Source organism: Streptomyces sp. B1I3 (assembly GCF_030816615.1).
In the GTDB taxonomy this organism is placed as follows: Bacteria; Actinomycetota; Actinomycetes; order Streptomycetales; family Streptomycetaceae; genus Streptomyces.
Map to the genome: position 1 here is coordinate 2,550,335 of NZ_JAUSYD010000001.1, position 22,608 is coordinate 2,572,942.

Genomic DNA, 22,608 nt, shown 5'->3' on the forward strand with positions numbered 1-22,608 from the left:
TATGGCCGCACCCGGCGGGCAGGGGTTTCCCTGCCCGCCGGGTGCGGTGTCAGCACGGAGCGGTGGATCAGTCGGTGAGGTTCACCGAACGGGCCGAGGTGGCGCCGATCTCCTCGGCGATCTCGGTCAGGACCGACTGGGGCACGGTGTCGTCGACGGTGAGGACGACGAGCGCCTCACCACCGGCGTCCTGCCGGGAGACCTGCATGCCGGCGATGTTCAGGCCGGCCTCGCCGAGGATCTTGCCGACCGCGCCGACGACGCCGGGACGGTCCTCGTACCGCAGGACGACCATGTGGTCGGCGAGCGCCAGATCCACGTCGTGCTCGCCGATGGCGACGATCTTCCTCAGGTGCTTCGGGCCGGCCAGCGTGCCGGACACCGCGACCTCCTCGCCGTTCGCCAGGGTGCCGCGGACGGTGACCACGTTGCGGTGGTCCGGCGACTCGGAGCTGGTGGTCAGGCGGACCTCCACACCACGCTCCTGGGCGAAGAGCGGGGCGTTGACGTAGCTGACGGTCTCGTCGACGACGTCCTCGAACACACCCTTGAGCGCGGAGAGTTCCAGCACCTTCACGTCGTGCTGGGTGATCTCGCCGTAGACCTCGACGTCGAGGCGGGCAGCGACCTCGCCCGCGAGCGCGGTGAAGATCCGGCCGAGCTTCTCGGCGAGCGGCAGCCCGGGACGCACGTCCTCGGCGATGACACCGCCCTGGACGTTGACCGCGTCGGGCACGAGCTCACCGGCGAGGGCGAGACGGACCGACTTGGCGACGGCGATGCCGGCCTTCTCCTGCGCCTCGTCGGTGGAGGCGCCGAGGTGCGGCGTGCAGACGACCTGGTCGAACTGGAACAGCGGGGAGTCCGTGCAGGGCTCCTTCGTGTACACGTCCAGACCGGCGCCGGCGACCCGGCCCTCCTTGAGTGCGGAGGCGAGCGCATCCTCGTCGACGATGCCGCCGCGGGCCGCGTTGACGATGCGCACCGAGGGCTTCACCTTGTGCAGCGCCTCGTCGCCGATCAGGCCGAGCGTCTCGGGGGTCTTGGGCAGGTGCACCGTGATGAAGTCGGAGACCTCGAGCAGCTCGTCCAGCGTGAGGAGCTTGACGCCCATCTGCGCGGCGCGCGCGGGCTGCACATAGGGGTCGTACGCGACGATCTTCATGCCGAAGGCCGACATGCGCTGCGCGACCAGCACGCCGATGCGGCCGAGGCCGACGACACCGAGGACCTTCTCGCTGAGCTCGACACCCGTGTACTTCGAACGCTTCCACTCGCCGTTCTTCAGAGCGGTGTTGGCCTGCGGGATGTTGCGCGCGGTGGCGACGAGCAGGCCGCAGGCCAGCTCGGCCGCGGTGACGATGTTCGACGTCGGCGCGTTGACGACCATCACACCGGCCTTGGTGGCCGAGGAGACGTCGACGTTGTCCAGACCGACGCCGGCACGGGCGACCACCCTGAGCTTCTTCGCGGCGGCGATGGCCTCGGCGTCGACCTTGGTGGCGGAGCGCACCAGGATGGCGTCGACGTCGGCGATCGCGGGGAGCAGTTCGGCGCGGTCCGCGCCGTTGCAGTGCCGGATCTCGAAATCCGGACCCAGAGCGTCGACCGTGGCGGGCGACAGCTCTTCAGCAATGAGTACGACAGGTTTCGAGCTCACGTGTGTCCTCACAAGTCCAGTGCGGACGGCCGTCCCGACGGCCGCAGGCGGTGGAGGGGCTAGCCGCGTGGAAGACGCACGACACTGTGGGCCCTGACGCGTGTATGTGTTGAGAAGTGTAGTCATGCGGCCGGACACATTCTGCGCCCCGGTGGAAGGATCACCCGCACGGGGTGGACGGTCTGTACAGACGTACGGAGCCGTTCCCTGCCACCACCTCTCCCCGCAGTGACACGGGGTGTGAGGCCGGCCTTGCGCCGAGGGCGGACCCGCGTGCGGGCCCGCCCCCGGCGAGAACTCAGGCTTCCTCGTTGTCGACCCAGCTCATGAGCTTGCGCAGCTCCTTGCCGGTGGTCTCCAGCAGGTGGTCGCTGTCGGCCTTCTTGTACTCGTTGTACTTGGGGAGGCCGTTGTGGTACTCGGCCATCCACGCCTTGGCGAAGGTGCCGTCCTGGATCTCGGTGAGGACCTTCTTCATCTCGGCCTTGGTGGCGTCCGTGATGATGCGCGGGCCGGTGACGTAGTCGCCCCACTCGGCGGTCTCCGAGATGGACCAGCGCATCTTCTCCAGGCCGCCCTCGTACATGAGGTCCACGATGAGCTTCAGCTCGTGCAGGCACTCGAAGTACGCGATCTCCGGCTGGTAGCCGGCCTCGGTCAGGGTCTCGAAACCGGCCTTGACCAGGGCGGCGGTGCCACCGCAGAGGACGGCCTGCTCACCGAACAGGTCGGTCTCGGTCTCCTCGGTGAAGGTCGTCTTGATGACGCCGGCGCGGGTCCCGCCGATGCCCTTCGCGTAGGAGAGGGCGAGCGCCAGGCCCTTGCCGGTGGCGTCCTGCTCGACGGCCACGATGCACGGGACGCCGCGGCCCTCCTCGTACTGGCGGCGGACCAGGTGGCCCGGGCCCTTGGGGGCGACCATGCAGACGTCGACGTTGGCCGGGGGCTTGATGAAGTCGAAGCGGATGTTCAGGCCGTGACCGAAGAACAGCGCGTCCCCGTCCTTGAGGTTGTCCTTGACGGACTCCTCGTAGACCTGGGCCTGGATCGGGTCCGGAACGAGGATCATGATGACGTCGGCCTCGGCGGAGGCCTCGGCCGGGGTCACCACGCGCAGGCCCTGCTCCTCGGCCTTGGCCTTGGACTTCGAACCCTCGTGCAGACCGACACGGACGTCGACACCCGAGTCACGCAGCGACAGCGCGTGGGCGTGGCCCTGGCTGCCGTATCCGAGGACCGCGACCTTCCGGCCCTGGATGATGGACAGATCGGCATCGTCGTCGTAGAACAGCTCGGCCACTGGGTCTTCTCCTTGGTGTGCAGGTGTTGCGTCCCACCGTACGGCGGGGTGCTTCGGATACGTTGCCGGGTCTCGCCATGCGAGCGGCGGGGCTGCCCGGAATGCTTACGCCGTGCGGTCGAGTGCGCGCAGGGAACGGTCGGTGATCGAGCGCGCGCCGCGCCCTATGGCGATGGTGCCGGACTGGACGAGCTCCTTGATGCCGAACTGCTCCAGCATCTTGAGCATGGCCTCCAGCTTGTCGGCGCCCCCGGTCGCCTCGATCGTGACGGCCTCGGGGGAGACGTCCACGGTCTTGGCGCGGAACAGCTGGACGATCTCGACGATCTGGGAGCGGGTCTCGTTGTCGGCGCGGACCTTGACCAGGACGAGCTCCCGCTGGATCGCGGCGGAGGGCTCGAGTTCGACGATCTTCAGGACGTTGACCAGCTTGTTGAGCTGCTTGGTCACCTGTTCCAGGGGCAGGCCCTCGACATTCACGACGATGGTGATGCGCGAGATGTCGGGGTGTTCGGTGGTGCCGACCGCGAGCGAGTCGATGTTGAAGCCGCGGCGGGAGAACAGGGCCGTGATCCGGGCGAGGACGCCCGGCTTGTTCTCGACCAGGACGGAGAGCGTGTGCTTGGTGGACATGGAGTCGGTCTCTCTCTGTCTCTCAGTCGTCTTCGTTGTCGCCGAAGTCGGGGCGGACACCGCGGGCTGCCATGACCTCGTCGTTGGAGGTGCCTGCGGCGACCATCGGCCACACCATGGCGTCCTCGTGGACGATGAAGTCGATGACGACCGGGCGGTCGTTGATCGCGTTGGCCTCGGCGATGACCTTGTCCAGGTCGGCCGGGTCCTCGCAGCGGATCGCGTAGCAGCCCATGGCCTCGGACAGCTTGACGAAGTCCGGGACGCGGGTGCCCTTGGCGGCGTTGCCGTCCGCGTCCGGGCCCGAGTGCAGGACGGTGTTGGAGTACCGCTGGTTGTAGAACAGGGTCTGCCACTGGCGGACCATCCCGAGCGCGCCGTTGTTGATGATGGCGACCTTGATCGGGATGTTGTTGAGCGCGCAGGTGGTGAGTTCCTGGTTGGTCATCTGGAAGCAGCCGTCGCCGTCGATCGCCCAGACGGCGCGGTCCGGCATGCCGGCCTTGGCGCCCATCGCGGCCGGAACCGCGTACCCCATGGTCCCGGCGCCGCCGGAGTTCAGCCAGGTGGCGGGCTGCTCGTAGTTGATGAAGTGGGAGGCCCACATCTGGTGCTGGCCGACACCCGCCGCGAAGATCGTCCCCTCGGGGGCGAGTTCGCCGATGCGCTGGATGACCTGCTGCGGCGAGAGACTGCCGTCGTCCGGCAGGTCGTAGCCGACCGGGTAGGTCTCGCGCCAGCGGTTGAGGTCCTTCCACCAGGCGCTGTAGTCGCCGGTGTTGCCCTCGGTGTGCTCGGCCTGGACGGCCTGGACGAGGTCGGCGATGACCTCGCGGGCGTCACCGACGATCGGGACGTCGGCGGCGCGGTTCTTGCCGATCTCGGCCGGGTCGATGTCCGCGTGGACGATCTTGGCGTACGGGGCGAAGCTGTCCAGCTTGCCGGTGACCCGGTCGTCGAACCTGGCCCCGAGCGCGACGATCAGGTCGGCCTTCTGCAGCGCGGTGACGGCGGTGACCGATCCGTGCATGCCGGGCATTCCCACGTGCAGCGGGTGGCTGTCGGGGAAGGAGCCGAGCGCCATCAGCGTGGTGGTGACGGGCGCTCCGGTGAGCTCTGCCAGGACCTTCAGCTCGGCGGTGGCACCGGCCTTCATGACGCCGCCACCGACGTAGAGCACGGGGCGCTTGGCCTGCGTGACGAGCTTGGCGGCCTCGCGGATCTGCTTCGCGTGCGGCTTGGTGACCGGGCGGTAGCCGGGCAGGTCCATGGACGGCGGCCAGCTGAAGGTCGTCTTCGCCTGCAGCGCGTCCTTGGCGATGTCGACGAGGACCGGTCCCGGGCGGCCGGTGGAGGCGATGTGGAAGGCCTCGGCGATCGTGTGCGCGATGTCCTCGGCGCGGGTGACCAGGAAGTTGTGCTTCGTGATCGGCATCGTGATGCCGCAGATGTCGGCTTCCTGGAAGGCGTCCGTGCCGATGGCCGCGGAGGCCACCTGGCCGGTGATCGCGACCAGGGGCACCGAGTCCATGGCCGCGTCGGCGATCGGGGTGACCAGGTTGGTCGCACCGGGACCCGAGGTGACCATGCAGACACCGACCTTGCCGGTGGCCTGCGCGTAACCGGTGGCCGCGTGACCGGCACCCTGCTCGTGGCGGACCAGGATGTGGCGGACCCGGGTGGAGTCCATCAGCGGGTCGTACGCCGGAAGGATGCAGCCGCCGGGGAGCCCGAATACGGTGTCGGCGCCGACTTCCTCGAGAGAGCGGATGAGGGACTGCGCGCCCGTGAGGTGCTCAACGGTGGCGGAGGACGGTCCGCCGTTACGGGCCCGCGGCTGGGGATGGTGGGCCCCGGTGGCCTGCTCGGTCATCGGCATTCTCTTCTCGAAGCTGAGGGTTTATGCAGCGTATATGTGGGGTTTTGAGAGGTACCGGTGCAACAAAAAACCCCCCGTGCCGTGAGGCAAGCGAGGGGAGCGCGCCGGTGCGGTCTGCGGGGTGTCCATGAGTGACCCTGCTTCAGCCGACGCGCTTTCCAAGTACGAGAATTCGGGTGCGCATGGCATTGACCCTCTCTCCGGCACGCATACGGTGTCAAGTGGGTGGGACGGGCGTCTCAGCATGTGAGCGGCTCTGGAGTGGCAGCGGACCGCCGGCCAGCACCGGCCGGACAGCCGGAGCGCTGCCCGGCACCGGGTACTTCCCCCTGATCAGGGTGCGTCGCAGCCGGTACTCGTCCAGCGGGCCGGCGAACGCCATGCCCTGGCCGTGCGTACACCCCATGGTGCGCAGTACGCGCACCTGTTCGGGCATGTCGACTCCATCGGCCATGGACTGGACACCGAGGTCGCCGGCGATGCGCAGCAGCCCACCGGTGATCTTGTGGAGCCGCGCGGACTCCACCACCCCCTCGACCAGCCCCCGGTCGAGCTTCAGCACGTCGATGGGGAGCCGCCGCAGGGCGTTGATCGCGGCATACCCGCTGCCGAAGCCGTCCAGCGCGATCCGCACCCCGAGCCTGCGCAGCGCGACCAGTCGCTGTTCCAGCTCGTCGAACGAGATCCGCGGGTCGCTGCCGGACACTTCGAGCATCAGCGCTCCGGAGGGCAGCCCGTGCCGGGTGAGCAGCGCCTCGACCGAGCCGAAAGGCAGGGTCCGGTCCAGCAGCCGCCCGGCCGGCACCCGTACGCAGACGGGGACCGGGTGGCCGGACCTGGCCCGGTCGGCGGCCTGCTCCACGGCCTCCTCCAGCAGCCAGCTGCCGAGCTCGGCGGCACGGTCGCCGTCCTCGGCGACCCGCAGGAACTCGGCGGGGGTGAACAGGATGCCCTGGGCGGAGCGCCAGCGCGCCTGTGCGGCGACGGCGGCGACCGTGCCGCTGGCGAGGTGGACGACGGGCTGGTGCAGCAGGGCGAACTCGCCGTCGCGCAGGGCGGTGCGCAGTCGCGCCGCGAGCGAGGCACGGCGGACGACCTCGGCCTGCATCTGCGGGGCGTACAACTCGACACGGTCCTTGCCGCCGGCCTTCGCGCGGTACATGGCGAGGTCGGCGTTGCGCATCAGGTCCTTGGGCGTGATGGAGGGCTCGGCGAAGGCGACCCCGATGGAGGCGGCGACCCGGACCTCGCCGTCGCCGATCCGGTACGGCCGGGAGAGCGTGAGCCGCAGCCGGTCGGCGATCTCGTGGACCTGGTCCTCCCGGGCGGCCTGGTCGCGGGTGCCGTCGCCGACGATGAGCGCGGCGAACTCGTCCCCTCCGAGCCGGGCCGCGGTGTCCGTGGCGCGTACGGAGTCCTGGAGACGACGGGCGGCCTGGACGAGGAGCTCGTCACCCGCCTGGTGGCCGATGGAGTCGTTGACCGCCTTGAAGCCGTCCAGGTCGATGAAGAGCACCGCGGTGCCCGGGTCCCCGGCGCGCCGCCCGCCGAGCGCCTGGCCGACCCGGGCGGTGAACAGGGCGCGGTTGGGCAGGTCGGTGAGGGGGTCGTGCTCGGCGTTGTGCTGCAACTGCGCCTGGAGCCTGACCCGCTCGGTCACGTCCCGGCTGTTGAGCAGCAGGCCGCCCTGGTGGCGGTTGACGGTGGACTCGACGTGGAGCCAGTCGCCGGTGCCCGATCTGAAGCGGCACTCGATCCTGGTGGTGGGCTCGTCCGGGGGCGGGGCCGCGAGGAACCGCCGGAGCTCGTGGACGACTCCCCCGAGGTCCGCCGGGTGGATGATCGAGGCGAGCTCCGTGCCGACGAGGTCCTCGGCCTCCCGGCCGTAGACGCCGGCCGCCGCAGGGCTGACGTAGCGCAGCACACCGGTGGGCGCGGCGATCATGATGACGTCGCTGGAGCCCTGGACCAGGGACCTGAAGTGGTTCTCCTTCTGGGCCAGTTCCTGGGTGAGTGCGATGTTGTCGATGAGCATGATGGCCTGGCGGACCACCAGTGCCAGCACGACCGCGCACCCCGTGAGGACCACGAACCGGTCCACCCGGTGCCCCTGGACCACGTTGTACAGGATGCCGAGCGTGCACACGGCCGCGGCGAGGTACGGCGTGAGCGCGGCCAGGGACCCTGCGATCGGGCGGCCGGCGGACCGCGCTTCGCGGCTGGTTGCGACAGCGTTGTCCTGGACGGGGCGCGCGCCCCACGGCGCGTAGGCGAGGAGCAGGGAGCCGGTGAACCAGCCCGCGTCCAGCAACTGGCCGGACTGGTAGGAGGAGCGCAGCAACGGCGAGGTGAAGAGGGCGTCGCACACCACGGTCAGGGCGAGCCCGGCGATGGCCACGTTCACCGCGGAGCGGTCGACGTTGCCCCGCCGGAAGTGCAGTGCGAGCACCATGGAGACCAGCACGATGTCCAGAAGCGGGTAGGCCAGCGAGAGTGCGGCCCTGGCCACGCTCTCGCCCCCGGCGTTGGCGATCCGGGCGGTGTGGGCGAGCGCCAGGCTCCAGGAGAGCGTGAGCAGGGACCCGCCGATCAGCCAGGCGTCCAGGGCCAGGCAGATCCAGCCGGCCCTGGTCACGGGGCGGCTGGCGAGGACCAGGAGGCCGACGATGGCCGGCGGCGCGAAGCAGAGGAAGAACACGTCGGCGACGGACGGGGAGGGCACGGAGCGCCCCAGCACCACCTCGTACCACCCCCAGACCGCGTTGCCTCCGGCGGCCATGGCGGAGGAGAGCGAGAACAGGAGCCAGGCGGGCCGGAAGCGGTTGCCGCTCCCGCGGGCGTGGAGGAAGCACGAGACAGCGGCGATCAGGGCTGCGGCGCTGAGGCCGAAGTCGCCCATGAACAAGGCGAGTCCGGGGGATCCCCAGCCGAGGGCGGCCCCGACGCCGTATCCGGCGCAGACGAAGGCGAGGACGAGCTGGGAGCGCGGCCCCGCACGGCGTCCGGCGTCCGGCTGCCCGGCCGCCCGCGGGCCGGCCGCGGGCTGCCCGGAGACCGGTTGCGCGGGCACCGGCTGTTCCGGCGCCGGCTGTCCGGAGACCGACTGCCGGGAGAGCAGGGCCCCTAGGGCGCTCACCGGAGAGCTCCCCGGGCGGGCCCCGGTGCCGTAGGCACCTGTGGCCGCTCCCGCTCGCCGCGCCGCGTCCGATCGCCTCTCCGCCGGCTGAACATCGCCCGTCGCCCCCTCGCGTCCGCTTGCTCCCGACGCCGTCCCTGCCGCGGCGCGACCCCCTTGTGGACGATACACCAGAGCGGTCACAGAGGGACATAGTCCCTCTACTCTGCGTGACCGAACGAGGTGTTGTCGCGACTGTGCGCGGCCGAATCGTTCCGCAGCGTGGTCAGGCGGTCGTGAGGACCAGGTTGTCGAGGGGCTCTCCCACCGCGAACCGGGTCAGCTGTGCGGCCAGCAGCCGCCTGGCCCGCGGGAGGAACGCCGAGGTGCTGCCGCCCACGTGCGGGGTGATGAGGACGTGGGGAGCATGCCAGAGCGGGTGGCCGGCGGGCAGGGGTTCGGGGTCGGTGACGTCGAGCGCCGCCCGCAGCCGCCCGGACTCCAGTTCGGCCAGCAGGGCCGCGGTGTCCACGACGGGCCCCCGCGCCACGTTCACGAGCAGCGCGCCGTCCCGCATCGCGGCCAGGAACCCGGCGTCGACCAGCCCTTGGGTGGATGCGTTCAGCGGGGTGGACAGAATCACGACGTCCGCCTCGGGCAGCAGCCGGGGCAGCGCTTCGAGCGCGTGTACGGGGCCGCGCCCGGTGGTCCGGGCCGAGCGCGCGACGCGCACCACCCGCGCGCACTCGAAGGGTTCGAGCCGGTCCTCGATGGCGGCACCGATCGATCCGTAGCCCACGACGAGCACCGACTTGTCGGCGAGCGCGGGGTAGAAGCCGGACCGCCACTCCTCCTTGCTCTGGCCTTCCGCGAAGCCGGGGAAGCCGCGCAGGGAGGCGAGCACGAGCGCGAGGGCGAGTTCGGCGGTGGACGCCTCGTGCACACCCTTGGCATTGCACAGCTTCACACCGGCGGGCAGCAGACCCAGCCCGGGCTCCACGTGGTCGATGCCCGCCGAGAGGGTCTGTACGACCCGGACCGCGTCCATGCCCTTGAGCGGGCGGACCGCGACCTCGGGGCCCTTCATGTAGGGAACGACGTAGAAGGCGCAGTCCGCGGGGTCCGCCGGGTAGTCCCGGCCGCCGTCCCAGAAACGGTAGTTGAGACCCTCGGGGAGCCCGTCGATCTCATCCGCCGCGATGGGCAGCCACACGTCGTTCGCAGGTGTCGAAGTCATGGTCAGGAGGCTATGCGAAGGGCGCGAGGCGGCAGAGGTTACTTTTGGGGTGCGGTGTGGTCCCGTGATCATGGGGCCGAGGGAGGGTTCGGGGAGTTGGAGCGCAGGACTATCGGTGCGGCGGCGCTCGCCGTCGGCGCGGTCGGGCTGGGCTGTATGCCGATGAACTGGGCCTACAGCACGTCGCAGCAGCGTGGTGACCGTTCGCTGCGGACGGTGCACGCCGCGCTGGACGCGGGTGTCCAGCTGCTCGACACGGCGGACATGTACGGCCCCTTCACCAACGAGCTGCTGGTCGGGCGCGCACTCAAGGGACGCCGGTCCGAGGCCTTCCTGTCCACCAAGTGCGGGCTGCTGGTGGGTGATCAGCACGTCGTCGCCAACGGGCGCCCCGGTTACGTGCGCCGGGCCTGCGACGCCTCGCTGCGGCGGCTGCAGACCGACGTGATCGATCTCTACCAACTGCACCGGGCCGACCCCGAGGTACCGGTGGAGGAGACCTGGGGTGCGATGGCGGACCTGGTCACCGCGGGCAAGGTGCGGGCCCTCGGCCTGTGTGCCGTGGGCGCGCGCGCCGGACGCAGGCCCGGGGCCAGGACGCACGACACCACCCTGCGCCAACTGGAGCGGGTGCAGCAGGTGTTCCCCGTCAGCGCCGTGCAGGCCGAACTCTCCGTGTGGTCGCCCGATGCGCTGGAGGACCTGCTGCCGTGGTGTGCGGCCCGGGGTGTGGGGGTGCTGGCCGCCATGCCACTGGGGAGCGGGTACCTGACGGGGACGCTGAAGCCGGGGCACGGATTCGAACCGGACGACCCGCGCGCCAGGCACCCGCGCTTCACCGCGGAGATGATGGCCGCCAACCAGCCGGTGGTGGCGGGCCTGCGGCGGATCGCGGAACGGCACGGCGCGACCCCGGCTCAGGTGGCGCTGGCCTGGGTGCTGCGGCAGGGCCGCCACGTGGTGCCCGTGCCCGGTGCGAAGCAGGAGCGGTGGGCCGTCGAGAACGCCGGGGCGGCAGAGCTCGTCCTCACGGACCGGGACGTGGCGGAGATCGCCGGGCTGCCGAGGGCCCGCGAGTCCTGGGACTGATCCCGGACGCGACGCCCGCGGGACAATGGGCGAAGACCGGGGCCCTGGGCGGAGCGGCAGTGTAAGAACAGTGGTCGGGCTACCGTCGAAAGGATCTCTGCTGTGCGCGGTGCTGCGTTCGGATCGGTGCGAACTCCTGTGGTGCGCAAGGGGGTGGTGGCCGTGCTCGCCTCGGCCTCCCTGCTGCTCTCCGCCTGCTCGGCCGACGGTGGCCCGGGGCCCCGCGAAGGGCACTCCCCGCCCCCGGCGAGTGCCGCGGCGACTCCCTCGGTGAGCGCCTCGCCGAGCCCGCCGGCCGACCGGCCGCCGGCCAAGGGCTCGGTGGACGTGGTGTCGGTCCTCACGGAGGACCTTGCCTCACCGTGGGGGCTGGCAGCGCTGCCCGGGGGTGACCTGCTGGTGACCTCGCGCGACGAGGCGACGGTCAGCCGGATCGACGGCGAGACCGGGAAGAAGACGGTGCTGGGTTCCGTACCCGGGGTGGCACCGGCCGGCGAGGGCGGGTTGCTCGGCGTGGCCGTCGGCCCGGCGTACGGCGCGGACCACCAGGTGTACGTCTACTTCACCACCGAGTCGGACAACCGCATCGCCCGCCTGCAGTACGACGAGGCGAAACCGGCCGGTCAGCAGCTCGGCGCTCCGGACACCATTCTGCGGGGCATCCCGAAGGGCACCATCCACAACGGCGGGCGGATCGCGTTCGGTCCCGACCGCATGCTGTACGCGGGCACGGGTGAGACGGGAGACACGGGACTCGCCCAGGACAGGAAGTCCCTGGCGGGCAAGATCCTGCGGATGACACCCGACGGCGAGCCGGTGCACGGCAACCCGGAAGCCGACTCGGTGGTGTACACGTACGGGCACCGCAACGTGCAGGGGCTGGCCTGGGACGGGCAGAAGCGCCTCTGGGCCTCCGAGTTCGGCCAGGACACCTGGGACGAGCTGAATGCCGTCGAGCCGGGCGGCAACTACGGCTGGCCGGACGTCGAGGGCAAGGGGGACGATGCCTCGTTCGTCGACCCCGCAGCACAGTGGAAGACGTCCGAGGCGTCCCCGAGCGGAATCGCCTACGCCGAGGGCTCCATCTGGATGGCGGGGCTGCGCGGGGAGCGGCTCTGGCGGATTCCGCTGTCGGGCACGGACAAGGAACCTCTGGCGGCGCCCCAGGCGTTCCTGGAGGGGACGTACGGCAGGCTGCGCACGGTCCTCGCCGCGGGCGGCGACCGGCTGTGGCTTGTCACCGGCAACACGGACGGCCGCGGCACCCCGAAGACGGGCGACGACCGGATTCTGCTGCTGAAGGTGCGTTGAGGCTTCCGAAGGTGCGTCGGGCTGCTGACGGTGCTCGGGCTGTCGAAGACGCGTTGAGGCTGCTGGAGGCGCGCCGAGGCCGCCCCGGCCCGGCCCGGCCGGGGTGAGCTTCCCCGCTCTCAGCCCACCGGGTACAGCCGGAAGCGGTGGGCGAGCGCTGCCGCCTCGCCCCGGCTGGAGACGTTCAGCTTGCCCAGGATGTTGGAGACGTGCACGCTCGCGGTCTTGGGCGAGATGTACAGCTCCTCCGCGATCCTCCGGTTGGTGTAGCCGGCGGCGACCAGCCGGTGCACCTCGCGTTCCCGTGACGTCAGGCCGAACGACTCGGCCGCGTCCACCCCCGGGGCCGGTGCGGCGGCTCCGGGCCCCTCGGATGTGGCCCGGCCGTCGCCTGCGGCGGCCTCGGTGAGCTCGATCCGGGCGCGCCCCGCCAGCAGTTCGAGGCTCTCCACGAGCGGCCGGGCCCCGATCCGCTCGGCCACCGCGTGCGCCGCGCGCAGGAGTGACGCCGCCGGGCCCCTGTCGCCGGTGCCGGTGAGGACCGCCTCCGCCCAGCGGTGCCGGATCACAGCCAGCTCGTAGGGGCGCTCGAGCGGGGCGAAGGCCTCGGCGGCCCGGGACCAGTCGTCCGGGGTGTCCGCACCCTCGGCCCGGGCCAGTTCCGCCTCGACCAGCACACCGTGGGCCGCCCATACGGGGACGAGCATCGGCAGCCGCTTCAGGTGTCCGCGGATCCGCGCCAGGATCGCCGGCCGCCCGGCATCCATGGCGGGCAGACCCCGCGCGTCGGCCTCGATCGCGGCCGCCATGTGCAGCAGCGGCAGGGCGTAACGCTGCGTGCCGGGCGGGAAGCCCTCGTCGGACAGCGCTTCGAACGCGGCCCGCGCCTCGGCGAGCCGGCCCTGCTGGGCGGCGATGGCCATGGTGTGCCGGACCGGGTTGATCAGGTGCTGGGGCTGCGGGTCGTGCAGGCCCAGGAGACGTCGGTTGAGGGCCAGCTGCTCCTCCGCCTCGGCGATGTCACCGCGCGCGAGGGCGAGTTCGGCGCGACGTGAGGCGAGCAGCCCGTCGGTCTTGCGGGAGCGCGACAGCGGAACTGCGGCGTCGAGGGCCGCACGGGCCTCGTTCCAGCGTCCCAGGGAGAAGTACGACTGCGCCAGGTTGGCCCGGACCCACGCCCCGGAGTCGGGCAGGCCGTGGGCCTGGCATATCGCGACGCCGTGCTCGGCGGCGGCCACCGCTGCCAGGGACCGGCCCGTGGATTCGAGCGAGGAGGGCAGATTGATGCCGGCCCGGCCCATCACTCCCACCAGGTGCAGCTCTTCGGCGCGGTCGCGGACGGCGTACATCTCGGCCAGGCCCTCCTCGACCCCGCCCGCGTCGATGGTGAGCCAGCCACGGGTGAGCCGGGCGTGCAGCTCGATGTGCTCGTCGCCGACGAGCTGGGCGTACTCCACGGCCCGGTCGGCCGCGGCGAGCGAATCGGGTCCGGGCCGGTGCAGGGCGCCCCAGCTCGCGACGTTGGCCAGGACGTCGGCGTGCACGGCGGAGGGGGCCATACCGCGCACGAGCTCCTGGGCGGTGGCCAGTTCATGCCATCCGTCACCCCGGGACAGGTTCTGCGTCAGGAGGGAGCGCTGCACCCAGAACCACGCGGCGCGCAGCGGGTCCGTGTTCGTGTCCAGGACGCGCAGGGCCTTCTTGGCGATGGCCAGGGCCCGTTCGCGGTCGCCGCCGACGCGTGCGGCGACCGTGGCCTCGGCCATCAGGTCGAGGTAGCCCAGCGGTGGCATGTCCGACTCGCAACCGCAGCCCGGGTAGGCCTCGGCGTAGTCGAGGGGCCGCAGCGTGGCGCGCACGTCCTGTGGTACGTCGTCCCAGAGCTCCATGGCCCGCTCCAGCAGCCGCAGTTGCTCGGTGTAGGCGTAACGCCGGCGGGCCTCGACGGCTGCCCGGAGCACGGCGGGCAGCGCCCGCGCCGCGTCGTGCGCGGCGTACCAGTAGCTCGCCAGCCGTGCCGCGCTCTCGTCGGTGCGGACGAGGGAGGGGTCCGCCTCCAGCGCTTCGGCGTAGCGGCGGTTGAGGCGGGTGCGTTCGCCGGGCAGCAGGTCGTCGCTGACGGCCTCGCGGACCAGGGAGTGCCGGAAGCGGTACCCCTCGGAGTCCGGCGCGGGAAGCAGCAGGTTGGCGCCGACGGCGACCCGTAGCGCGGCGTCGAGTTCGTCCTCGGCCAGGCCGGCGACGGCTGCCAGCAGCCGGTGCTCGACGGTGGAACCGCCCTCGGCGACGACCCGGGCGATCCGCTGGGCGTCCTCCGGCAGCGCCTCGACGCGTACGAGGAGGAGGTCGCGCAGCGAGTCGGAGAGCCCGGAGCTGTCGCCGCAGCACTCCACGCTGCGGGCGAGCTCCTCGACGAAGAAGGCGTTGCCGTCCGAGCGGTCGAAGATGTCGTCGACCAGGGCGGCCTCGGGGGTGGCGGCGAGGATGCCGGTGAGCTGACGGCCGACCTCCGCCCGGCTGAACCGGTCGAGCTCGACGCGCCGGACCGTGCGGAGCCGGTCCAGCTCGGCGAGGAGCGGGCGCAGGGGATGGCGGCGGTGGACGTCGTCGGCGCGGTACGTACCGATCACGACGAGCCGGCCACTGCGCAGCGTACGGAAGAGATAGGCGAGCAGGTTGCGTGTGGAGGCGTCGGCCCAGTGCAGGTCCTCCAGGACGAGGACGAGGGTACGGGCGGCGCAGACGCGTTCCAGCAACCGGGCCGCCAGTTCGAAGAGGCGCGCTGTGCCGTGCTCGTCGCCCGGCGCCCGGCCGGCCTCGCCCAGTTCGGGCAGCAGCCGGGCAAGTTCGCCCTCCTGGCCCGCCAGCGCCTCGGCGAACTCCTCGGGCAGCGTGCGGCGCAGGGCGCGGAGCGCCGTGGAGAACGGGGCATAGGGCAGGCCGTCCGCCCCGATCTCCACGCAACCGCCGACCGCCACGACGGCCTCGCGCCGGCAGGCCGCCGTGAGGAACTCCTCGACCAGCCGGGTCTTGCCGACCCCCGCCTCACCACCGATGAGCAGCGCCTGCGGTTCCCCGGAACACGCGCGGACGAGAGCGTCTGTCAGTACGGCCAGTTCACCGGCTCGGCCGACGAAGACGGGGCTGACGGTGTTGGTCTCCACAGCGCCGAGCATCGCATACGGGTGCGACACCGTGGTGGTGGCCGCCGCAGGACGCGGGTACACCGCTACGCGGCGCGCGTGAAACGGTCCCGGCGCCCGCTCACCCGCCCCTCCGTGTCGTCGCGTCCGGCGAGGCGGGCGGCGCGGCGGACGGCCCGGCGGGTGACCAGCGCCTCGCGGACGGTGCGCTCGTGGTCGGCCCGGCGGATGAGTTCGGCGACGTTGAGCTGGTGCAGTTCGTAGTGGTACACGGTCTTCTCCCTGATGGCCGGCCCCGGTCGGGGCCACGGCTCCTTGCCGTGACTCCGACTCTCGTCCGCCAGAGGGTGCCGCCGCATCAGGCGTGTGCCGCATTCTCTGCGGCGTGAGGGCCTTAGGCCCGGTCGGCGGATGCCTTAGGGCCTCAGGCCTTAGGGCCTCAGGCCTCAGGCCTCAGCCGCCTGCGTTGGGGAGGGAGACGATGAGGTCGAGGTACATGCCCGCGGAGATCAGCACACCGAGCACACCGAGCGCGACGCCGGCCAGGGCGACGGAGCGGATCCAGCCGGGCCGCGGGCGCCCGGCGGGGGCACCGAACGCGGGCCGTACCAGGACGAGGACTCCGATCAGCAGGGCCAGCAGGGCGAAGAGGCCGTTGACGAGAGCGGTGCTGTGCCAGGCGTCGCCGTAGATCTCGGAGATCTGCTGGGCCGCGCTGCCGCCGCCCGATGTCTTGATCTGCCCGATCAGGGTTTCGCGCTCGGCCGCGACCCGGCCGGTCCAGGCCCCGGAGAGGGACACGATGCCGAGGCCGGCGGCGACGACGGCCGCCGCGCCCGAGCCGGACCCGGTGGAGGCCGCGGCCTCGGCCTCGTCGTAGGGGTCCGGCCCCAGGTCCTCGTCCTCGGTGGCGTCGCCCTCGGTGGCGTCGTCCTGCGGGGCTACCGCGCCCGGGGCGTCGGTGGCCTTGGTCGAGCGCGGTGCGGCGTGCGCGTCCGTCACCGTCCTCTTGTCCTCGGTCGCGTCCTTGGTGACGTTCTCGGTGGGCTCCTCGGTGACGTCTGCGGTGGCGTCGTCGGTGGCGGGAGAGGTCGTGGAGGGGGTGGTCTTCATGCGTCGCACGCTAGGGGCCCCGTATGAGAACCCCCTTAAGACCGGCCCCGATCGGCGTGCGGTCTCAGCGCCGCGCGCGCCACTCCTCGGCCAGTACGGCCCAGATCTCCTCGTCGTGCCGCACGCCGTGGTGCAGGTACGCCTGGCGCAGCACGCCCTCGCGTGTCATGCCGAGCCGCTCGGCCGCCGCGGTGCTGCGGGTGTTGGCGGCGGACGCCCTCCACTCCACGCGGCGCATGCCGCGCACGTCGAAGGCCCAGTCGATCAGCCGGCGGGACGCGCGGTTGACCAGACCCCGGCCCTGCCCGGCCGGCTCCAGCCAGACGCCGATCTCGCAGGTGCCGCTCTCCGCCTCGAACACCCGGAACAGGACGCCACCGACGAGAGTGCCGTCGAGCCAGATCCCGTGGATGCGTCCGGTGTCCGCGGCCTGTTTGTCCGCGTACCTGCGCAGAAGCGCCCGGGCGCTGTCGAGGTCCGTGGCGGCGGCTGCGAAGGGGATCCAGGGGTCGACGAGGCCGCGCGCCCGGTCCATGTGGGCGAGGAACTCCGCCGCCTGCCAGGGTTCCAGCGGGCGCAGCTGCGCCCCGTCGTCGCCCAGGGATATCGCGAACATGGCGCTCTTCTCCTCGCGGAGGCGCACGCGTTGCGCGACGGGCCGGTCCGCGTCGCCGGTGCGCTCCCCCTGGATCGTGGCACGGGCTGCCGGCGGCCCGGCTGTGCGATGGGGAAGGACAGCAGCAGGAGCAGGCAGCCGGGACACTTCTCCGGAATCCGGCGGGGCGACTTCCGGAGAGCCTGTCATGGCCTGAGAAGGCTCACTGCGCCGACCGGCGGCTGTGGTCCTCGCCCCTTTCGTGGCCATGGTCACACTGCTGGAAGCCTCACCTCGCGCCCCGCAGTCGCTCCCCTCTCCCCGCCGCCCCGGCCGGGTCAGCCCGAGACGCTCGCCCTGCCGTTCTCGATGTGTCCCATCAGCCGGCGCCGGAAGGAGGCCTCGCCCTCGGCCGTCACCGCGAGGTCGTACCAGCCGTGCGCGTCGGCAGCCGAGTGCACGACCGTGCGGCTGCGTCCCGGCTTCACCGTGATCCTCCGGCTCCAGCCCCGCAGGTCGTCCTCGTCGGCGTACCCCAGTGGGCGCACGGTGAAGGTCAGCGACCGCCTGCCGTTGTTCCGCAGCGTCAGGTGCAGGTCGCGCTCGTGGGCGTCGATGCGGGAGAAGAGCTCGGCGCCGCCGTCGACGCCCCCTTCGAACTCCCGCCGGAAGCCGTTCGGCCCGGTCACGGTGAAGCGGTACCCCTCGCCGGTCAGCGGCAGCGTCCACTGCGCGGTGCCCCGGACGTCCCGGTGCTGCGGAGCGGGGAACTCGTTCGCGTAGGGGTAGAGCGTGAAGTGCGCGGAGGACCGGCCGGTGTTGCGGAGGGCCACCCGCAGTTCTCCGCCCACGCGCCTCGCCTGCGCGTCCGGCTGGTAGGGCAGGGGCCTGGCCGGGCGGGTCCCCGGCTCCTGGGCGGGCATGTGCTGGACGGCAGGCGGCTCCGGTTGCCAGCGTCCGCCGAACGGCGGGATCGCGGCGGGATGCTCCGTCTCCGGCTGCCGCCGTGCCCGGGTGAAGTCGAAGGCCGAGGTGAGGTCGCCGGTGACCTGGCGTCGCCAGTCGCCGATGTTGGGCTCCTTCACCCCGGTCCAGCGCTCCAGGAGGCGGATCACGGAGGTGTGGTCGAAGACCTCCGAACAGACGTACCCGCCGACCGTCCACGGCGAGACCACCAGCAGGGGCACCCGCACCCCGAGCCCCGTGGGCTTGCCCTCCCACTGCTCCTCGGTGACCTCGGCGGGGGCGACCGGCGGCGGGACGTGGTCGAAGAAGCCGTCGTTCTCGTCGTAGTTGATGAGGACCACGGTGCGCCGCCACACGTCGGGGTGCCGGCCGAGGGCGTCCAGGACCTTGTAGACGACCGTCGCGCTGTGCGCAGGCGAGGAGACGCTCGGGTGCTCGGAGTCCACCGCCGAGGGGACCAGGTAGGAGACCTCGGGCAGCGTCCCCGCCGCCACGTCCTTGGCGAACTCGTCGGCGAGTGTGCCCGACTCGACCCGGCGCAGCCCTCGTTCGAACAGGCTGCGCTCGGCCGCCGTCAGCGTGGCCACGCCCTCCTCCAGCAGGCCCAGCAGCCGCTCCCGCTCACCCGCCCCCTCCGCGTCGCGCACGGTCGCGTAGAAGGACTCCATGTAGGTGTGGCCGCCGGTCCTCACCAGCGCCTTGCGGGCGATGGCCTTGAAGGTGGTGAAGAACTCGATCTGGTTGTCGGTGAAGTTCTCCCACTCGGTGTACGTCCTCCAGCTCCGCCCGGCCTTCTCCAGCCGCTCCGCGTAGGTGCCCCAGTCGTATCCGGGGTGAGTGCCCTCGTCGTACGCGTCGTTGCCCACGGCCCGCCCGCCGCCTGGCTCGTCCCCCGTCCTGCCGCTCCACAGGTGGTTGCGGTTCGGGCTGGTGGAGGAGTGGATCGAGGAGTGGTAGGCGTCGCAGACGGTGAAGGTGTCCGCGAGTTCGTAGTGCAGCGGGATGTCGCGGCGGTCGTAGTACGCCATGGTCGCGGCCGTCTTCGCGGTGACCCAGCCGTTCATCCAGCCCCCGGCCCAGGCCTCGGCCCCACCTCTCCAGGAGTGGTCGAGGGCCCCGATGTACTGCAGGTCCTGCCGCTGCTTCTCCGCCGCCTCGCGCACCGGGAACGGCAGCACGGTGCTGCCCGCCGGCCCGGGCTGCGCGAAGACCGGCCTCCCGGAGGGCAGTTCGATCGCGTTGCGGTCGCCGAAGCCGCGTACCCCGCGCAGGCTACCGAAGTAGTGGTCGAAGGAGCGGTTCTCCTGCATCAGGATCACCACGTGCTCGATGGCGTCCAGCCCCGCCCCGCCGGGCCCTGCGGCAGGCTGGGCGGCGATCGCGGCCTGGAGCGACGGGGGCAGGAACGACCCCGCCGCCGCGGCCCCGAGCGCCCCGCCGCCGAGCGCGAAGAGCCGACGCCGTGTCATGTCCGTGGTCAAGTGAGCCTCCCGGTTCCGTTCCTACGGCGGGAAACTAGTCACGTCGGATGGCGGCGGGAAGACCGCCGTAGGGCCTGACGGTGAACGTCCGGCAGGCCGTGACGGGCAGTTCGGGCAGCCCCCGGCCGGGTCGTTCGTCACACCCCGATGACGCGCAGGGCCCCCCACAGCGCGACCGTCGACACCCCGAGCGTCGCCGGGACCGTCAGCAGCCCGAGCCGGGTGAAGTCACCGAGCTCGACGTCGGTGCCGTGGGCGTGCAGGATGCGGCGCCACAGCAGGGTCGCCAGGGAGCCGACGTACGTGAGGTTCGGGCCGATGTTCACCCCGATGAGTGCGGCGAGCAGTGGTCCTGGGCCCGCCGCCGCGACGACCGGGAGCAGCGCGAGGACGGCGGGCAGGTTGTTGATCAGGTTGGCCAGCACGGCGGCCACCGCCGCCACCGCCAGCAGTTCGGGCAGTGAGGAACCGTCCGGCAGGAGTTCGCCGATGCCGGTGCCCAGCCCATGGTCGACGAATGCCTTGACCACTACGCCCAAGGCCAGCACGAAGAGGCAGAACAGCAGGTTGGCCGATCGCACCACGCCCCTGACCGTCGTCCTGCGCTGCCCCAGCGCCCGGACCGCGAGCACCGCGGCACCGGCCAGCGCCGCCCACAGCGGCTCGGCGCCCGCGAAGGAGGCGATCACGAAGCCGGTCAGGGTCAGGAGGAGGACGACGAGCGTGAAGACCGGGACGCCGGGCCGGTTCTCCTCCGGCTCCGGCGGATGCGCCCCGGCCGCCAGGTCGGCGGCGAACACCCGGCGGAAGATCACGTATTCGACGGTGACGGCGGCCAGCCAGGGCAGGGCCATGAGCGCGGCGAAGCGGGTGAAGGAGAGCCCGCTCGCGGCGAACGCGAGCAGATTGGTCAGGTTGGAGACCGGGAGCAGCAGGGACGCCGAGTTGGCCAGGTGCGCACAGGCGTAGACGTGCGGCCGGGGGCGGGCGCCGACGCGGACGGCGGTCGCGAGGACGACGGGGGTCAGCAGGACGACCGTGGCGTCCAGGCTCAGCACGGCGGTGATCCCCGCGGCGACGACGAAGACCCCGCCGAGCAGGGGCCCGGTCCGGCCGCCGCAGGCCCGTGCGACCAGGTCCCCGGCCGCCGCGAAGAGCCCCTCGTCGGCGCACAGCTGGGCCAGGACCAGGATGGCGGCGAGAAAGCCGACCACCGGCAGCAGGCTCTCGATCTGTGCCATGGCCTCGTCGAACGGCACCGCACCGGCCAGGACGACCAGGACCGCGGCCGGTACCGCCACCGCCGCCTCCGGCCACCCTCGGGGGCGTGCGACGGCGAACGCCAGCACGGCGAGGAGCAGCGCGACGGAGAGGATCCCGGCAGCGACGGTGTTCAGCGGAGGCTCCGGAGCGGCAGAGGTGGTGGGGGCGGGATGGGGAGTGAGAGCGGCGCGGGCCGGGGAAAGCGATGCGCGGGGCGAGAGCCGTGCGAGTGAGTGACACGGTGAAAAAGGGGCGGCGCACCCGGATCACGGATGCGCCGCCCCCAGGGCCTGGCAGGATCAGCCCTCGACGCCGAGCTTCTCCAGGATCAGCTCGCGCACGCGCGCCGCGTCCGCCTGACCACGGGTGGCCTTCATGACGGCACCGACGAGCGCGCCGGCCGCGGCGACCTTGCCGCCGCGGATCTTGTCGGCGATGGCCGCGTTGGCGGCGATCGCCTCGTCGACGGCCGTACCGAGTGCGCCCTCGTCGGAGACGACCTTCAGGCCGCGCTTCTCGACCACGGTGTCCGGGTCGCCCTCGCCCGCGAGGACACCCTCGAGGACCTGGCGTGCCAGCTTGTCGTTGAGGTCACCGGAGGCGACGAGCTCGGCCACCCGGGCGACCTGCGCCGGGGTGACCGGCAGTTCGTCGAGGCTGCGGCCGGTCTCGTTGGCGTTGCGGGCGAGCTCGCCCATCCACCACTTGCGGGCCTGGTCGGAGGGGGCGCCCGCGTCGGTCGTGGCGACGATCAGGTCGACCGCGCCCGCGTTGAGGATGGACTGCATGTCGTGCTCGTTGACACCCCACTCCTCCTTCAGCCGCTTGCGGCGCAGCCGGGGCAGCTCGGGAAGCCCCTTGCGGAGCTCCTCGACCCACTCGCGGGACGGCGCGACCGGTACGAGGTCCGGCTCGGGGAAGTAGCGGTAGTCCTCGGCGTTGTCCTTGATGCGGCCGGCCGTGGTGGAGCCGTCCTCCTCGTGGAAGTGCCGGGTCTCCTGCACGATGGTCCCGCCGGCGTTCAGCACCGCGGCGTGACGCTGGATCTCGAAGCGGGCGGCACGCTCGACGGAGCGCAGCGAGTTGACGTTCTTCGTCTCGGAGCGCGTGCCGAACGCCTCGCGGCCGTGCGGGCGCAGCGACAGGTTGACGTCGCAGCGCATCTGGCCCATTTCCATCCGGGCTTCCGAGACACCGAGCGCCTTGATGAGCTCGCGGAGCTCGGCGACGTACGCCTTGGCGACCTCGGGGGCGCGTGTGCCGGCTCCCTCGATCGGCTTGGTGACGATCTCGATGAGCGGGATGCCCGCACGGTTGTAGTCGAGCAGCGAGTGGGAGGCGCCGTGGATGCGGCCGGTGGCACCGCCGACGTGCGTCGACTTGCCGGTGTCCTCCTCCATGTGGGCGCGCTCGATCTGCACGCGGAAGATCTCGCCGTCCTCCAGCTGGACGTCCAGATAGCCGTCGAAGGCGATCGGCTCGTCGTACTGCGAGGTCTGGAAGTTCTTCGGCATGTCCGGATAGAAGTAGTTCTTCCGGGCGAAGCGGCACCACTCGGCGATCTCGCAGTTCAGCGCGAGGCCGATCTTGATGGCGGACTCGACGCCGATCTCGTTGACGACCGGGAGCGCGCCCGGCAGCCCGAGGCAGACCGGGCAGGTCTGCGAGTTCGCGTCCTGCTTGAGCTCGGTGGAGCACCCGCAGAACATCTTGGTCTTGGTGCCGAGCTCCACATGGACCTCGAGGCCCATGACGGGGTCGTACGTCGCGAGGGCATCCTCGTACGACTCCAGGTCGATGACAGTCACGATGAAAACTTTCCC

General features: G+C 71.7%; 15 protein-coding genes. 2 read left to right on the top strand and 13 right to left on the bottom strand.

Translation table 11 applies throughout. From position 1 onward, the window contains the following. Positions 1–67: 67 nt before the first annotated feature. The 6 genes from serA to QFZ58_RS11570 all read right to left on the bottom strand — a co-directional run bounded on the left by serA (position 68) and on the right by QFZ58_RS11570 (position 9,824). Positions 68–1,660, bottom strand: a complete 1,593-nt coding sequence (gene serA, locus QFZ58_RS11545) for a phosphoglycerate dehydrogenase (RefSeq protein WP_307124837.1) — start codon at positions 1,658–1,660, stop codon at positions 68–70. A 298-nt stretch (positions 1,661–1,958) separates the two neighbouring features. After that, on the bottom strand, positions 1,959–2,960 hold the full coding sequence (gene ilvC / locus QFZ58_RS11550) for a ketol-acid reductoisomerase (protein WP_307124838.1): 1,002 nt from the start codon (positions 2,958–2,960) through the stop codon (positions 1,959–1,961). Between the two features lie 105 nt (positions 2,961–3,065). Then, positions 3,066–3,593, bottom strand: a complete 528-nt coding sequence (gene ilvN / locus QFZ58_RS11555; protein WP_104789338.1) for an acetolactate synthase small subunit — start codon at positions 3,591–3,593, stop codon at positions 3,066–3,068. Between the two features lie 22 nt (positions 3,594–3,615). Beyond that, positions 3,616–5,472 (bottom strand): acetolactate synthase large subunit, encoded by a 1,857-nt coding sequence (locus QFZ58_RS11560; RefSeq protein ID WP_307124839.1) that lies wholly within the window; start codon positions 5,470–5,472, stop codon positions 3,616–3,618. Between the two features lie 217 nt (positions 5,473–5,689). Beyond that, entirely contained in the window at positions 5,690–8,542 is a 2,853-nt protein-coding gene (locus tag QFZ58_RS11565) for an EAL domain-containing protein (protein WP_307128828.1), read from the bottom strand. 331 nt (positions 8,543–8,873) lie between these two features. Further along, on the bottom strand, positions 8,874–9,824 hold the full coding sequence (locus QFZ58_RS11570; RefSeq protein WP_307124840.1) for a 2-hydroxyacid dehydrogenase: 951 nt from the start codon (positions 9,822–9,824) through the stop codon (positions 8,874–8,876). Positions 9,825–9,920: 96 nt separating this feature from the next. On the opposite strand from QFZ58_RS11570, the gene QFZ58_RS11575 reads away from it, so the two are divergent. Both QFZ58_RS11575 and QFZ58_RS11580 read left to right on the top strand, forming a co-directional pair. Next, positions 9,921–10,913, top strand: a complete 993-nt coding sequence (locus QFZ58_RS11575; protein ID WP_307124841.1) for an aldo/keto reductase — start codon at positions 9,921–9,923, stop codon at positions 10,911–10,913. A gap of 102 nt (positions 10,914–11,015) precedes the next feature. Continuing rightward, a complete protein-coding gene (locus tag QFZ58_RS11580) occupies positions 11,016–12,224 on the top strand; it encodes a sorbosone dehydrogenase family protein (RefSeq protein ID WP_307124842.1) in 1,209 nt (402 codons plus the stop codon). A gap of 119 nt (positions 12,225–12,343) precedes the next feature. On the opposite strand, the gene QFZ58_RS11585 is transcribed toward QFZ58_RS11580, so the two are convergent. The 7 genes from QFZ58_RS11585 to gatB all read right to left on the bottom strand — a co-directional run bounded on the left by QFZ58_RS11585 (position 12,344) and on the right by gatB (position 22,593). Further along, on the bottom strand, positions 12,344–15,400 hold the full coding sequence (locus QFZ58_RS11585; protein ID WP_307124843.1) for an AAA family ATPase: 3,057 nt from the start codon (positions 15,398–15,400) through the stop codon (positions 12,344–12,346). 53 nt (positions 15,401–15,453) lie between these two features. Beyond that, positions 15,454–15,639 carry a hypothetical protein gene (locus tag QFZ58_RS11590; protein ID WP_307124844.1) on the bottom strand — a complete coding sequence of 62 codons (186 nt, stop codon included), beginning with the start codon at positions 15,637–15,639 and terminating at the stop codon, positions 15,454–15,456. A gap of 181 nt (positions 15,640–15,820) precedes the next feature. Further along, positions 15,821–16,480 carry a hypothetical protein gene (locus QFZ58_RS11595; RefSeq protein ID WP_307124845.1) on the bottom strand — a complete coding sequence of 220 codons (660 nt, stop codon included), beginning with the start codon at positions 16,478–16,480 and terminating at the stop codon, positions 15,821–15,823. 64 nt (positions 16,481–16,544) lie between these two features. After that, on the bottom strand, positions 16,545–17,096 hold the full coding sequence (locus tag QFZ58_RS11600; RefSeq protein ID WP_307124846.1) for a GNAT family N-acetyltransferase: 552 nt from the start codon (positions 17,094–17,096) through the stop codon (positions 16,545–16,547). 317 nt (positions 17,097–17,413) lie between these two features. Continuing rightward, positions 17,414–19,522, bottom strand: coding sequence for a phosphocholine-specific phospholipase C (locus QFZ58_RS11605; protein ID WP_307124847.1), 2,109 nt, complete (start codon positions 19,520–19,522; stop codon positions 17,414–17,416). Positions 19,523–19,659: 137 nt separating this feature from the next. Beyond that, positions 19,660–20,898, bottom strand: a complete 1,239-nt coding sequence (locus QFZ58_RS11610; protein ID WP_373428655.1) for an SLC13 family permease — start codon at positions 20,896–20,898, stop codon at positions 19,660–19,662. Positions 20,899–21,084: 186 nt separating this feature from the next. After that, complete coding sequence (gene gatB, locus QFZ58_RS11615) at positions 21,085–22,593, bottom strand: Asp-tRNA(Asn)/Glu-tRNA(Gln) amidotransferase subunit GatB (protein ID WP_307124848.1); 1,509 nt, start codon at positions 22,591–22,593, stop codon at positions 21,085–21,087. Positions 22,594–22,608: the final 15 nt, after the last annotated feature.